The sequence below is a fragment of the Paraburkholderia sp. D1E genome (assembly GCF_052682275.1).
Map to the genome: position 1 here is coordinate 5756313 of NZ_JBQYMB010000001.1, position 15287 is coordinate 5771599.

At 61.4% G+C, this 15287-nt stretch carries 10 protein-coding genes; 2 read left to right on the forward strand and 8 right to left on the reverse strand.

Annotated elements, in window-relative coordinates; translation table 11 throughout:
• Positions 1-413: 413 nt before the first annotated feature.
• Complete coding sequence (locus ACUN0E_RS25995; protein WP_445570519.1) at positions 414-2744, forward strand: hypothetical protein; 2331 nt, start codon at positions 414-416, stop codon at positions 2742-2744.
• Between the two features lie 138 nt (positions 2745-2882).
• Here ACUN0E_RS25995 and ACUN0E_RS26000 read toward each other — a convergent pair whose 3' ends face one another.
• Positions 2883-4133, reverse strand: coding sequence for an IS256 family transposase (locus tag ACUN0E_RS26000; RefSeq protein ID WP_408265345.1), 1251 nt, complete (start codon positions 4131-4133; stop codon positions 2883-2885).
• A gap of 774 nt (positions 4134-4907) precedes the next feature.
• On the opposite strand from ACUN0E_RS26000, the gene ACUN0E_RS26005 reads away from it, so the two are divergent.
• On the forward strand, positions 4908-5855 hold the full coding sequence (locus ACUN0E_RS26005) for an IS110 family transposase (protein WP_445568379.1): 948 nt from the start codon (positions 4908-4910) through the stop codon (positions 5853-5855).
• A gap of 329 nt (positions 5856-6184) precedes the next feature.
• Here the strand turns inward: ACUN0E_RS26005 and iolB are convergent, their stop codons facing one another.
• From iolB to ACUN0E_RS26040, 7 genes are all read right to left on the reverse strand, one after another.
• The gene (iolB, locus tag ACUN0E_RS26010; RefSeq protein WP_445568380.1) at positions 6185-6985 is read right to left on the reverse strand and encodes a 5-deoxy-glucuronate isomerase; all 801 of its coding nucleotides are present in this window, start codon (positions 6983-6985) and stop codon (positions 6185-6187) included.
• Positions 6982-7908: a myo-inosose-2 dehydratase gene (gene iolE, locus ACUN0E_RS26015; protein ID WP_445568381.1), complete on the reverse strand. Its 927-nt coding sequence runs from the start codon at positions 7906-7908 to the stop codon at positions 6982-6984. Before iolE ends, iolB begins: the two co-directional genes overlap by 4 nt.
• 10 nt (positions 7909-7918) lie before the next feature.
• Entirely contained in the window at positions 7919-9892 is a 1974-nt protein-coding gene (gene iolD / locus ACUN0E_RS26020) for a 3D-(3,5/4)-trihydroxycyclohexane-1,2-dione acylhydrolase (decyclizing) (RefSeq protein ID WP_445568382.1), read from the reverse strand.
• Positions 9889-11955 (reverse strand): bifunctional 5-dehydro-2-deoxygluconokinase/5-dehydro-2-deoxyphosphogluconate aldolase, encoded by a 2067-nt coding sequence (locus tag ACUN0E_RS26025; RefSeq protein ID WP_445568383.1) that lies wholly within the window; start codon positions 11953-11955, stop codon positions 9889-9891. Before ACUN0E_RS26025 ends, iolD begins: the two co-directional genes overlap by 4 nt.
• Positions 11956-12020: 65 nt before the next feature.
• Positions 12021-12845: an ATP-binding cassette domain-containing protein gene (locus ACUN0E_RS26030; protein ID WP_445568384.1), complete on the reverse strand. Its 825-nt coding sequence runs from the start codon at positions 12843-12845 to the stop codon at positions 12021-12023.
• Between the two features lie 13 nt (positions 12846-12858).
• On the reverse strand, positions 12859-14040 hold the full coding sequence (locus ACUN0E_RS26035; RefSeq protein WP_445568385.1) for an ABC transporter permease: 1182 nt from the start codon (positions 14038-14040) through the stop codon (positions 12859-12861).
• Positions 14041-14235: 195 nt separating this feature from the next.
• The gene (locus tag ACUN0E_RS26040) at positions 14236-15282 is read right to left on the reverse strand and encodes a sugar ABC transporter substrate-binding protein (RefSeq protein WP_445568386.1); all 1047 of its coding nucleotides are present in this window, start codon (positions 15280-15282) and stop codon (positions 14236-14238) included.
• Between the last annotated feature and the right edge of the window lie 5 nt (positions 15283-15287).

Here is a 15287-nt window from a genome sequence, read left to right on the forward strand (position 1 = left end):
ATTTTGCTGTCCTGACGTGCACGTCAGGCACCGTGCGATGCATGTGCCCCTCGCTTCGCGTCGAAATCACACTCGAGATGCCGTTTGAATCCCGTTTGCGCGTAGGTCGCTTAAGCCCGATACGTGGGGCTTTCCAGTAACTTGTTGTAGCGATTCAAACGCTTGATCGTTTGGTGAGCGCCCTCCAGAAATCTTGTCGGCACCGCGCCGACAAATACAGACAATCAGGTCAAAGGCGCGCAACGGCGGCACGGTGTTTAAAGCCGGCGTATGTGCGACAAACCATGCCGTACCGGACGCGCGAAAGACGTGCCACGGCTTCAGGAGGAGACGTCATGAAACAGACAGGCGCATTGCGCGAAAAATCGGCTGACGACGTGCAGGCGGAGGTCTCGCTGCGACCGCTGCAAAGGATGCTGCCGCTTCATGTGTCGAGATCGTCGCTCGGTGAAACGTGGCGCGCGCGCGCTGGTGCGGGCGCCGTGCTGGTGACGGCCGCGCTGTTGATGTCCGCATGCGCCGACGCCAGTTCGACGACGAGCGATGCGGCGTCTGCACCGTCGACGCAAACGAGTGCGGCAGCGAACGCAGTGAGCAACAACGACAGCCCGCTGACCGCAAAATCGCAGCCGGATGTGGGAGTTGCCGCCAACACCACGAACGACGCTGCCACCGCGAGCGCCGCCCAACCCGCCTCCGCGTCGCGCCCCGCGCTCGAACTTGCGAAGGCCAAACAGCTCGCCGCCGAACAGAGTGTCGCGGGACGTGTGCCATCTGCGAGTGGCATGTCTGAGAAACGCAGCCGTCCGGTGACGCTGCGTGATTCTGGCATCGACGGTTCATTGATGTTCGCACGCGACGTCGACTTTCGCGTGACCGGCGACATCGGCTTCATGATTCACGACATGGCGGCAACGCTGACCCCAGCGCATGCCGGTCAGCCGATCGTGTTCGACGATCCGACCAGCGTGACGATCAATGTCCACCGCGGCGACGTCACGCTCGACAGCGCCAGGCTCACCGCGATTTTCAATCGCTATCTGTTCCAGTACCAGGGCTCGCCGCTGCGCAACATGCGTGTCGTGCCGCAAGACGGCGGCACCTTGCGCATCACCGGTGACATGCATCGCGACACATGGGTGCCGATCGTGCTGACAGGCTCACTGTCGATGCGCAACGCCAACGATCTGGTGTTCCATGCCGATCACGTCGAAGTGGCGGGCGTCGGTGCCGACAAGCTGATGCAGGCCGCGCACGTGAAGATGGCCGACCTGTTGAAAGTAGACACGCCGATTGCGCGTCTCGACGGTGACGACGTGGTGATGCAGGTGGCCAAGCTCACGCCGCCACCTGCGTTGCGCATGACCATCACCCGGATCGACACCAGCGCTGCGGGTGTTCGCTTTACGCTCGACGATCATACGGTGCAGAAGATCGACTGGCCCACGACGATGCCGCCGCGCGGCATGCTGGTGCAGGGCGGCGACGTGAAGTTCATGCGTTCGATGCCGATGAACATCGACATGGCGTTGACCCCGCTCGATGCAAACGCGCCGTTCGTGCTGGACCTTTACCACTACCGTGAGCAGATGGCGGCCGGCTACTTCACCTTCGACGAGGCGGGCGCTCTGGATGTGCACCTACCGTCATATCCGACGCTGGCCAGCGCGGCGAAAGATGCGCCGATGCAGATGGGCAGTGCGAGCGCGCGCTTTAACGATAGCTTCATTCGGACGCAACAGGCGTCGCTCGCGCAGGCGCGTCTCGTGTGGCAGCACGTGCCGCAGACTTTGCGGACCGCGTCGGTTGCACGCGCGATTCCGGTCGGCACACGCGCGGCGTTTTCCGCTCAGAGCATGGCGGCACCGGGCTCCGCCATCAGCGACGAGCGGCACTCGTCGGGACCTGCGCCGTTGATTCACGTCGAGAATGTCGACTTCTACGTATCGGGCCGAATCGGTTTTCATGTACGTTCGCTGGATGCGCAGATGGTGCCGAAGAAACCTGGTCAGCCCGTCGATCTCGACGATCCGGACCAGTACGACATTCGCATCATCGGCGGCGAAGTGGTGGAGCCGTGGCCTGCGATGGCGGCCTTATTCAACGACTACCTCCTCGACTACGAGCCGCGTTCGCTGAACGATTTGCAGCTGAAGCCGGTGGACGGAAAGTTGGAAGTGACGGGCGGGATCAAGTTGTGGAATCACTTTCCTGGCGTGTGGCTGCCCACGACGATGAACGGCACGATCGTGGCCAAGGACGAGCGGCACCTGGTGTATGAACCTACCTCGGTGAAGGTGCTGGGGGTGCCGCAGGCGGGGTTGCTGCGGGCGCTGGATATTCCGTTGGCGTCGCTGACACCGTTTACGCGCAAGGGTGTTGCATTGAAGGGTAACCAGTTGGTGTTCGATCAATACACGGTGTTTCCGCCGCCGGTTTTGCAGGGGCGGCTGGCAAGCGCTACGGTAACGGACGAGGGGTTGGTGTTGAAGTTCAAGCGCGATAGTTCGGTTGCTGCTGCGAGGCCGCCTGCCGGCGCTGGGAAGAGTTTTGTCTGGATCGAGTCTGGGGACGTGAAGATGTTTAATTCGTTGGTCACGAATGCCAAGACTTTTATTAAGGATAGTTCTAATCCTGGGGTGATGAAGTTTGACCTTTATGGGTATCGGAGGGATGTTGCCCGGGGGACTGTGAGGATGGGGGAGGATGGTGGGTTAGATGTTGATTTGGCCGCCAGGAAATAGCGGAGGGTGCCCGCGCGGCGCTTTTTTGGTTGTATGCCTACGGTGTTGGCCTTTCCTTGCTTTCTTAGTGGGCTATTAGTGTTGCCCCTGTGCGGGGCAGGCGAGGGTGTCCGGAATTTTGTGTAAACGGGTATTGATTTAACCCGGTAACAGGCGGTCTTCGAACTGGATAGTGAAGCGGTTCAGGGCTGCCTTCCAGTCCCGGATCGGCATCGACCACTTCTTGCTGATGTTGTTAAGTGCCAGGTAAAACAGCTTGGTCACGGCCTCGTCGGTCGGGAACGAACTGCGGGTTTTGATCACCTTGCGCAGGCTCATGTTGATCGATTCGATGGCATTGGTGGTGTAGATCACCTTCCGGATCTCCGGCGGATAGTCGAAGAACGGAATGACGCGTGCCCAGTTGCGCCGCCAGCTCTGCCCGATGGACGGATAGTCCTTGTCCCACGTGGCTTCGAAGGCACTCAGCTTCTGCTCGGCCAGCTCGACCGTCGATGAAGTGTAGATCGTCTTCAGGTCGGCGGCGACCTCGCGCTGCACCTTCCAGGACACGAAGTTCAGACTGTTGCGCACCATATGCACGATGCACAGTTGAACTGCTGCCTTCGGATAGACTGCTTCGATGGCTTCGGGGAAGCCCTTGAGCCCATCGACACAGGCAATAAAAATGTCCTGCACGCCGCGCGTTTTCAGCTCGGTCACCACCTGCAGCCAGAACTTCGCGCCCTCGGTCTGGGCGATCCACAGCCCCAGGACTTCCTTGTGGCCGTCCATGTTCACGCCGATGGCGAGATAGACCGCCTTGGTCCGTACAGCACCGCTGTCGCGCACCTTGACGTGGATGCAGTCGAGATAAACGATGGGGTAAAGCGCGTCGAGCGGGCGGGCTTGCCAGGCCTTCACATCCTCGCTCACCGCGTCTGTTACGGCCGAGATGAGCGTGGGCGACACCTCGGTACCGTACATTTCTTCCAGATGCCCCTGAATCTCCCGCACGCTCAGGCCGCGGGCATATAGCGAGATGATCTTGTCGTCAAAGCCCGACCAGCGCGTCTGATGACGACTCACCAGCTTCGGCTCGAACGCACCCTGACGGTCACGCGGGATATCGAGCGGCAACTCGCCAAACTCCCCCTGCAACGTCTTGGCGCTATGGCCGTTGCGGGTGTTGCCCGTGGCATTGGTGACCGCTTCGCTCTTGCCGTGGCCCAGGTGTTCGGACATCTCCGTCTCTAGCGCCCGTTCAACCAGCATCTTCGTGAGCTGCTTGAGCAGGCCGTTCTCGCCAATCAGGTCCTCTGGTTTCTGGTAGTTCGCCAGCAGGCTGTCGGCCAGCTTGACGAGCTCAGGGTCGGGTTTCACGCGTTTGTTGCGTTTCGCTACGGTCATCGTCGCTCCTGATTACTGGCAGTCTCCTGCCAAATGACCGTTTACACAAAACTAATTACACCCTCGGGCAGGCACCTACTTTTCTTTGCATGCCGCAAAGAAAAGATAGGCAAAAGAAAGCGGCTTACACCGCTAGCGCATAAGCGGGTCCCCCGCGCAGTCGCGGTAGTGGTGCATCTGGAATCCGTGCTCCCGCACACTCCGCGTTCGTGACAAGGCAGTCATACTTCCGGCGGCGCCGCGCGCGCCGATGCGCACTTTCTCAAACCCGATTGCTGTGTTTTCGCACTCACTCTCCATTCGGCGTTCCGCCGAGGCGAAGCCGATGGCCCCCACCGCCCGCAAACGAGGCTACTTGGTTTCCCATGCAAGTCCGTCGTTGCCGAGGCAACGACGGCTCCCATCGTGCCTCAACGAAGCCTCAGGTTTCCCTGGCAGCCCCATCCGCGACGCACGCAGTGCGGAGTGGCAGCGGATGAGTGCTTTGTCACTACGGCTGAATGTGCGAGGGCACGGATTCCAGATGCGCCACTACCGTGGCTGCGCGGGGGACCCGCTTATGAGCTAGCGGTTTGAGCTGCTTTCTTTTGCCTACTTGTATATTCCCTCCTGTGGCGTCGACCCGATCAGTTGTCGCCACACGGACAGTCAGCTCGTCTGCCTACAGTGCCTCGAGCCCGCAGAAAAGCCTGAGCGACTGTCCTTTTTATCCTCGTAACCCGAACAGTTGACTGAGCCTCGAGCTCGTATTTTCCTGCAAGTATGGGTACCGTGATGAACCAGACTTCCTCTTCCGTTTATATCGGCATCGACGTCAGTGGTAGCACCCTCGACGTTGCCATCCACGACACTACCGAACATTTCAGTGTCGACAATGAAACCGCCGCCATCGACCAGCTGGTCCAGCGTCTGATTGCGCTGAGCCCCACACTGATCGTCATGGAGGCCACCGGCAAGCTCGAACTCGCCGTGCTCAGGGCACTCTGTGAAGCCGGTCTGCCCGCTGTCGCAGTCAATCCCCGACAGGTGCGTGACTTCGCGCGCGCTACGGGGCGACGCGCCAAGACCGACCGTATCGATGCCTTCGCCATTGCCCATTTCGGCGCCGTCATCAAACCTGTCGTGCGCCCGCTCAACGATGTGCAGACCGAGCAGTTGCAGGCCCTGCTGCTGCGCCGTGCCCAGCTTATCGACATGCTGGTGGCGGAAAAAGCCCGCCTGGAGCGCGCCCACGCCGCAGCTAAGGAAAGCCTGAATGACCATATCAAATGGCTCAAACAGCAGCTCACCGTCGCTGATAAGGACATTGATTCGTTCATGCGCTCTTCGCCCGCCTGGCGTCAGAAGGAGGATCTGCTGCGCTCCGTGCCCGGGATCGGCCCCGGTGCCGCGGCCACGCTGATTGCATTCATGCCCCAGCTCGGCTCGCTGAACCGCCGCGAAATTGCCGCACTCACCGGTGTCGCGCCGTTCAATTGCGACAGCGGCAAGCACATCGGCAAGCGTCGCATTCAGGGCGGTCGCGCCATCGTGCGTCGCGCTCTTTACATGGCCTGCATACCTGCGTTGCGCTTCAATCCGGTGATCAGAGCCTTCTACGACCGTCTGCGCAAAGCTGGCAAACCGTTCAAGGTGGCCATGACCGCATGCATTCGCAAGCTCATCGTTACGCTTAACGCCATGGTCCATAACTCAACACCCTGGAACGCATCGACGAATTAACCGGCGGTATAGCTTTGCCTGGATGCTGTGCATGAACGCGATCATTCGCGTGGGCTACGCTCGCCTGTACCAGACTGGCGAACCGCACTGAGAATCCAGCACCCGGAAACAGCCTGTCGCTTGACTTCCAATACGGTTGCTTTTCTTTGCAGCAGGTAAAGAAAAGTAGGTGCCTGCCCCGCACAGGGGCGACGCTAATAATCCAATAACAATTCAAGGAAAGGCCAACACCATAAAAACACAAAAAAACGCGCCAAGCAGGCAAAAAAACCAAGAAAAGCCCAACGTCGAAGGCATACAACCACCAACCGCTCCGCAGGAAAAAACCCTTAACCATCCTTATCAATAATCCACTCATGCGCAGGATCATTGCGGAAATGCCAGGTCCTCTTCCCCCCAGCCATAACATTCAAATAATAAGAATCATACCCATAGGGCACAACCACCGGATGATACCCACGCGGCACCATCACGACGTCGTGATTCTCAACAGCCATCGACTCATCGATGTCGCGCATATCGGTATACACGCGTTGAAAAGCAAACCCCTGCGGCGGATCGAGCCGATGATAGTAAGTCTCTTCGAGCGAACTCTCATGAGGCACATTATCGGTATCGTGCTTATGCGGCGGATAGCTCGAAGCATGCCCACCAGGTGTGCGAACCTCAACCACAAGTAAAGACTCCGCAAGCTCGGTCTGCGGAAGAATATCGCATACATATCGCGTATTGAGCCCTTTGCCACGCGTGGAGCGCTTCATCGTCGAAGGCTCAATCAACCTCGCCGGATAGGTACCCTTGGCAGGCGCACTCGCCACGCCAACCTCCGCATCGCGACAAGCGCGAACAGTCACGCGAACGCCAGGCGGGAAATAAACCGCATACGGCGCGGAATCCTCGAACACGCTATCGCGCGAACCCAGTGAACTCCAGGTGGCATCGGCGGTTTCAATATCTACAGTGCCCGTGAGCACCACGATACAAACTTCCCGAGCCGGCTCAAACACATGAACGACTTCACTCGCGCCCAACCGGTAAGCAGCAAATCCCACATACCGCCAGCACGCCGATTCGGGTGTCACCCGCGCGATTGTCTGGCCCTCGCGCTGTGCCTTCACCAATAAACTCATGCCGCCTCCTGCTGAGGTTTGTCACCGGCGTCAAGCGGCGCGTCGACCAGCGTTCGCAAAGTCTGAAATCCTTTCTGCGCATAGTCGTACGATGGCGCCACAATGGGGTCCTGTTCCGCTTCAACTACCAGCCAGCCGCGATAACCATAGCGCTTCAATCGGTCGATGATCGCCGGGAAGTTCACCGCACCGTCGCCCGGTACCGTGAAGGCACCGTTGATCACCGCATCGAGAAAACTCCAGTTGCGATTGCGCGCCAGCTTCATCACCGCCGTTCGAACGTCCTTGCAGTGCACGTGACACACTCGGCCGATGTGCTTGTCGAGTACCGCGAGCGGATCGCCGCCGGCAAACGTGATGTGCCCTGCGTCGAATAGAAGACCGACGGCGTCGCTCGTGCGGGACATCAGCTGATCGACGTCAGCCGATGTTTCGACGTATGCGCCCATGTGATGGTGATACGCAAGCCGCACGCCGCGGCTCAGCGTGTAGCGCGCGAATTCATCGACACGCGCCGCGTACACCGCCCACTGTGCGTCACTGAAAAAACGCGGACGTTGATACAGCGGTTGCGGTGCGCCCTGAATCGAATCGGCGACTTCGCCGTACACCATCGCCGTCGCGCCGTTCTGCGCGAGCAGTTCGAGATGCGGACCGACCGAGGCGATTTCCTCTTCTACACTGCACCGCGCGAGTCGTCCGGAGTACCAGCCGGATACCAAGGCCAGATCGTATTGGGCAAGCAGCGTCTTCAATGCCTGCGGCTCACGCGGAAATTTGTTGCCGAGCTCGAAACCCTGGTAGCCGATCTGGCGTCCTTCGGTCAGTGCAACTTCAAGCGGCGTTTCGCCGCCCAGCGAGGGCAGGTCGTCGTTCATCCACGATAAGGGGTTGATGCCGATACGTACGTCGAAAGCAGTCATGCGGGCGTCCTCATTCGTTGTCGATGTGACCGGGGCGGTCGCTGGGGTCAGCGGGCGCCGCGCGCGCAGCGAGTTGCGCGTCGTATTGCGAGCGTGCGGCACGCACGGTGTCGCGCGCGGAGACTTCGGGCACGGCGACTTCCCACCACCAGCCGCCGTCGTCCGTGGTGCGGGCGGGGTCGGTGTCGATACTGATCACGTAGGTGCGATCGGCCGCGCGCGCACGTTGCAGCGCGTCCTCAAGTCCGGCGATGTTCGCGACGTGTTCGGCCTGCGCGCCGAGCGAGCGCGCGTGAGCGGCGAAATCGATTTTAGGTGCGCCGAGTGGACCCTGCATGCAGTCGTCGAGCAGGTTGTTGAACGGCGCGCTACCGCAGGCCTGCTGCAAGCGGTTGATGCAACCGTAGCCACGATTGTCGAGTACCACCACAATCAGCTTTGCGCCGATCATGACCGAAGTCGCGATCTCGCTGTTCATCATCAGATAGCTGCCGTCGCCGAGCATCACGATTACTTCACGCGCGGGACGCGCGAGCTTTACGCCGAGCCCGCCGGCGATCTCGTATCCCATGCACGAGTAGCCGTATTCGACGTGATACGCGCCCGGTTTGCCCGCACGCCATAGCTTGTGCAACTCGGCAGGCAACGTTCCGGCTGCGCAAACGACGATGTCGTCCGTCGCGGAACGCGCGCTCGAACGCTGCACCGCGCCGATCACGTCGCCCTCATACGGCAGCACGGTGTCGCGTTGCGGCGCATGCGTGAGCGTGCTCACGGTATCGCGCCAGCCCGCCGCGAGTTTGTGGGCGCGCGTGGTCCATGTGCGGTCCGCGTGCCAGCCTTGCAGGGGTTCGGCGAGCGCATCCAGTGCAAGACGTGCGTCGGCTTCGACCACCAGCGCGCGATGCTTGAGACCGTCGAATGGGTTCGCGTTGATACCGATCACGTCGGCCTGCGTGAACAGTGTGTTCGACCCGGTGGTGAAGTCCTGCAGGCGTGTACCGATCGCCAGCACGCAGTCTGCGTCGTGTGCGAGCGCATTCGCGGCAGGCGAGCCGGTCACACCCAATGCGCCGGCGTTCAGCGGATCGTTCCATGCGAGCGAGCCTTTTCCTGCCTGCGTTTCCGCCACCGGAATGCCGTGCGTGGTGGCGAAGCGGTGCAGCGCATCGGTCGCGCGTCCATAGAGCACGCCGCCGCCCGCAACGATCAGTGGACGCTTTGCGCGGCGCAAATGGGCAACCACCGCGTCGATATCTTCGGCGCGCGGCGCAGGAGAATGAATCGTGACGACGCGCGGTGCAAAGAAGTCGACAGGGAAGTCCCATGCCTGCGCTTGCACGTCCTGGGGCAACGCGAGCGTGACGGGTCCGCACAACGCGGCGTCGGTGAGCACACGCAAGGCGCGCGGCAACGCATTGAGCAACTGCGCCGCGTGCACGATGCGATCGAAGTAGCGTGACACCGGCTTGAACGCGTCGTTGGCGGAGACGCCGCCGTCATGGAAATCTTCAACCTGCTGTAGTACCGGATCGGGCGCGCGCGAGACGAACACGTCGCCGGGTAGCAGCAGCACGGGCAAACGATTCACATGCGCGAGCGCGGCCGCGGTGATCAGATTGGTCGCGCCGGGTCCGATCGAAGTCGTGACAGCCATCATGCGGCGCCGGAAATGCGCCTTCGCATAGGCGATCGCGCTGTGCGCCATCGCCTGTTCGTTATGAGCGCGCAGTGTGGGCAATGTTTCGCGGTGCTGGTACAACGCTTCGCCCATTCCGGCTACATTGCCGTGGCCGAAGATGGCGAACACACCGCCAAAGAGCGGCTCGGTGCCGGTGCCGTCTTCGGTCGCAACGCGTTGCGCGGCGAGATAACGAACCAGCGCCTGAGCGGTCGTCAGGCGGACGGTGCCACCCGAGGGCGCGTGTGCCTGGGTGGCGTCGTTGGCGGACGCCGCATATTGATGCAGTACGCGCTGGTTCATGCCGCCTGCTCCTGATGTGCGTGGCTTGCCGTGGTGGGCTGAACGTCGGTCGCGCCGCGCGTTGCACGCCACGACGCGATCAGCGTTTCGAACGTGCGGCGCACCCGCGCGATCAGTTCGTTGTCATCGATCTCACCGGCGAGCCATGCATGGCTCGGCTCGTGAAAGATCGTGCGGCCCACGGTAAAGCCTCGGCATGTCGCCGATTGTGCCGCCGCGCGAAAGCCCTCGTTCAATTGCTCGACACCCGCTGACAAGCCGAGCAACACCACGCCCCGGCAGTAGGGATCGCGTTCGGCGATCAGTGCGTCGACGGCTTGCCATTGGGCGGCGTCCATCGGTTCGAGCTTCCACCATTCCGGATAGATGCCGATGTTGTACAGCCGCTTCAACGCGCGATAGACGGTGTCCGGTGCTTGCGGCAGATGCGCGTGCTTCGGCGGAATCACTTCAAGCAGTAATTCGTGGCCGCTCGCTTGCGTCGCGTCGTAGAGCGCACGCAGTTGTGCTTCCTGTTCGAGGCGTTGTTCGACCGGTTCGTCGGGATGGAATTGAACGAGGCACTTGGCGACGTGTTCCTGCGGCCACGCAATCAACGTTGTGCCGATCGAGCGGCCATGATCGAACACGAGCGGTACGGACCCGGGCAACTCAACCGGTCGGCCGATCCACCAGCCGCGGCCGGTAGCGGCGTTCAATGCGTCCTGACCGTAGCGGTCGTCGCTCAATATGCCGATGCGGCCTTGCAACCCCAAGGCGGTTTCCGTCTGCGCGACGGCGTCGACGAACAAACCCTTCAGTTGCGCGATGCGCGCTTCGTCGGCGCCGGTCTGCTGGGCGAGTTCGAAGAATTGATTGCGGTGGTCAAACGCGAAGCCGAGTACTTCGTCCCATTGTTTGCGGGCAGGGGATACGCGATGCAGCCGCGCGAGCGTTGCGTCACGGACGGGGCGGCGCATGCGTTGCGGATCGGCCTTGGCTTCGCGCAGGAAGTAGTCGAGTTCGGCGGGCGTCGGCATCGCGGGCGCACAGCCGTGACGTGAGACGACCAGCGCGCCGCTCGCATTCGCCGCCCGCGCGCACGCTTCGAGCGGCTGATCGCGCAACCATCCGGAGAGAAAACCCGAAGCGAATGCATCGCCCGCGCCGAGCACGTTCAACACTTCCACCTCGACTCCGCCATGAATCGGCGCGTCGTCGAGCGTTGCGGGCACTTTGCCGTCAATGATCTGGCAGCCCATCGGCCCGCGCTTCAGGACCAGCGTGGCCGGGGTCACGGCGCGCACCATCGCGAGTGCGTCGACGAGCTCGGTCTTGCCGCCGGCGATGCGGAACTCTTCCTCGGTGCCGATCACCAGATCGAACAAAGGCAGAATGCGCTGCAGATGCGCGGTCACGCCTTCGCTCGCGACAAAGCGGGTTTCGCCATCCGCTTTGCCCGTGAGGCCCCACAACACCGGGCGATAGTCGATGTCGAGCACGGTGCGCACGTTGTTACGTCGCGCGTAATCGAGCGCGCGGCGGCTCGTGCGGTTCACCTGTTCGGTCGAAAAGTGCGTGCCGGTAATCAGCAGCGCTTTCGACGAGGCGATGTATGCCTCGTCGAAATCCGCTTCATCCACCGCCATATCCGCGCAGTTCTCACGATAGAAGATTAGCGGAAACGTATCGCGGTCTTTCAGCCCAAGCAGAACGAGCGCGGTCAGACGTTCCTGATCGATGCGCACATGACTGACGTCGCAGCCTTCCTTCGTCAAGGTCTCGGTGAGAAACCGGCCCATATGATCGTTGCCGACGCGCGCCAGCATCGCCGATAGAAGCCCGAGCCGGGCGCAACCGAACGCGATATTCGCCGACGAGCCGCCGAGATACTTCGCAAAGCTCGACACGTCTTCGAGCCGCGCGCCGACCTGCTGCGCGTACAGATCGACGGCAAGCCGGCCAAGACAGACAATATCGCGGCTGCGGTCCGGCGCGAAACGGCTGGCCGTCGCTGCCGAAGCGGGCGTGGGCCCGTTACCGTTCACGATCCCGGTCCCGCTGGATGTGCTGGAATGATTCATGGATATTCCTGAATAGCTGAACGCGGTGACCGGCACGGCAAGCGCCGGAACCCCGCGCGAATGAATCAGATCGTCGCGCCTTCAAGTTCGCCGATCATCTTCTGCATCTCGGCGCCGCCGGCCATCATGTCGAGCACTTCGTCCTTGCTGATGGTGTCCTTCGTGAACGTGCCGAGCGATTTGCCGCGATTGAGCAGCGTGAACGAATCGCCGATCGGATACGCGTGATGCACGTTGTGCGTGATGAAGATCACTGAGATGCCTTTCGCACGCGCCGTGTGGATCAGCTTCAGCACATTGAAACTCTGCTTGACGCCGAGCGCGGCGGTCGGTTCGTCGAGAATCAGCACGCGCGCGCCGAAGTGAATCGCCCGCGCAATCGCCAGACATTGCTTCTCGCCGCCGGACATCGTGCCGATCGGTTGATGCGGGTCGCGCACGTTGATGCCCATTTCGGCGAGCTTGTCACGTGAGGTCGTGGCGCAGGTTTCGAGGTCCATCACGTTCAGAAAGCCAAACAGTTTCTTTTGCGGCTCGCGGCCCATGAAGAAGTTGCGTGCCACGGAGAGCAAGGGCACGAGCGCCAGATCCTGATAGACGGTGGCGATGCCGAGATCGAGCGCGTCTTTCGGCGACTCGAACAGCACGGGTTTGCCGTCGACCAGATATTGGCCGGAAGAGGGTTGATGCACACCGGCCAACGTTTTGATCAGCGTCGATTTGCCCGCGCCATTGTCGCCGAGCAGGCAATGCACTTCGCCGCGCTTCAGGCGCAAGGTCACACCGCTCAGCGCGATGACCTGACCGAAGAACTTGCTGACGTCTTCGAGTGCAAGGATCACGTCGTCCTGCGGCTCAGCCGCAGTGTTCACGGTATTTGTATCGGACATGGTTGCCTCCTCGTTACGACTGCGCGACGCGGCGGCGCACGTAGTGATTGAACAGCACGGCGATCAACAGCATCACGCCGAGGAACACGCGGAACCAGTCGGAATCGACATTCGTATAGGTGATGCCGATCTGCACGACGCCGAAGATCAGCGCGCCGAAGCAGGCGCCGATCACCGAGCCGTAGCCGCCGGTCAGCAGCGTGCCGCCTATCACCGCGGCGATGATGGCTTCGAATTCCGCCTGCAGCCCACGATCGGCCGCGGCTGAACCGATGTCGCACACTTGCAGCACGGCGAACAGGCACGCGCAGAACGCGGTCAGCACGAACAGTGAGATCTTGACGCGCCGCACCGGCACGCCGACGTTCTTCGCTGCGTTGGCGTCGCCGCCGACCGCGAAAATCCAGTTGCCGAAGCGGGTTTTGGCGAGAGTGAACGCGCAGACTGCGGCAAGCGCGAACCACCAGAGCAGAACTTTTGGAATGCCCGGCACGAGCGGATTGCCGTTATCGAGCAGCTTGACGACCCCCATCTGGCCGAGCCAGATGAACAGGCCCTTGAACGCGACGCCCTGGAACAGGGTATGGGCGAGCCAGTCGTGAGCGGCGACGTCGCCCACGCCGGAGATGATGGTCCGGTCGGCGAACATGACCGACAGGGCCAGCGTGAGCCCGCGCAGAATGAACAGAAACGCCAGCGTCACGATGAATGACGGCAGCCGCGTGCGCATCACCAGATAGCCGTTGAGTGCGCCGAGCAGCATCGATCCGGCGAACGCAAAAAGGATCGACAATGCAATCGGCCAGTGGAAGTACATGGTGGGCAGCGCGACCATCATGCCCGAGAAGCCAATCATCGAGCCGATCGACAGATCGAATTCACCGGCAATCATCAAGAGGCACGCACCGACCGCGATCAGGCCAAGATACGCGGCCACTTGCGACCAGTTCATCACGCCGTCGAGGTTGAACATGCCAGAGTTGCCGGCTGCTATCCCAAACACGAGGAACACCATCACGGTGCCGGCGAGGGCGGCGAATTCCGGACGGTTCAGCAGATGCCGGAACCACGATTCCTGGCGCACGCGCTCATCGGCCGCCGTGGGCGCACCGTTGGAGGTCGACGCAGACGCCGTCCCATTGCCGGAAGGGGGCTGCTTGCGGGGATGGGGATGGAAGGGTTTGGCTACGCCCATTGAAGCTCTCCTTGATGCGCCCGGCGATTGCGGTCATCAAATGACTGCAATCGGACCGCATGGCGCGTAATGCACGTAAAACGTGGTGAACGCAGGCGTGGGGCGGCCTGGCCAGTTGCGGCCGGCCGCGTCCACTTTCTTCATTTCATACCTGCCGGAACGGTTCTCCCGTATCCGCACTTCCAGCGAAATGCGTTAGCGATATTGCCCGGCGTACTTGACCACCTTGTCGATATTGGCCTTGGTGATGAAGCCCGGGCCGGAACCGATATTGCGCGGGCCATAGGCGGGCTGCAGGCCGTAAGTGGCGAGGCGTTGCTGGAACTTCGGATTGGCTTGCAAGATCTTGCGGATCTTTGCCGGATCGGTGGTGTGGTCCTTTTTCACGATGGCGAGTACGGCGACCGGGATATAGCCTTGCAGGTAAGGTTGCTGGTCGATCGCGAACTGGATCGTGCCGTCCTGGATGCCCTTCGCAATGTCATTGTCGAAATCGAATGTCGCGAACCAGATCTTGCCGGCGAGGCCCATCTGCTGCAGCGCTTTGATCGTCGGCGCTGCCGACAGCGGACCGAGGGCGAGCACCGCCTGGGTGTTCGGGTGATTGCGCAGATACGCGCTCACTTTCGATTGCACACCGGTCGGGTCCTGGCCGGCGTCGAGCGTGGAGGTCTTGAAGTCAACCCCGATCGCGTCGGCAAAGCCACGGCAGCGTTCGAACGATGCCGGGTTGGTTGCGTAATGATTGACGCACAGGAACGACTTGATGCCCGCTGCCTTCGCCTTTTGGCCCGCCGCTTTGCCCGCGGCATACTCAGGCTGACCAACGTGCATGATCGCGCCAAGCTGCGCGCTCTGCTCTTCGGTACCGGAATTGATCGTGATGAGCGGGATGTGTTTCTCGGTGACCTTGGCGATCGAACTCTTGAGTACGTCGAAGTCGGCAATCGAGACGATCACGCCGTCGTAGTTGCGCGCGGCCGCCTGTTCGACCAGACGCGCCATATCGGCAATGTCGCCGTTCGGCGGATTACGGTAGTCGGTCTCGACGTTGAAATCTTCGTCGGCCTGTTTGATGGCGTTCTTGATGGTGTTCCACCACGAATCCGAATCCGGCGCGTGGCTGATCAGCACGAAGTGAGCGTCAGCCGCGCGGGCGGCCGACGCCGCACCGAATCCCGTCGCCAACGTCAATGCCGCCACCAGAATCCTGAGCGTAGCCTTGCCCTTGCAAAGTCTCATTGTCT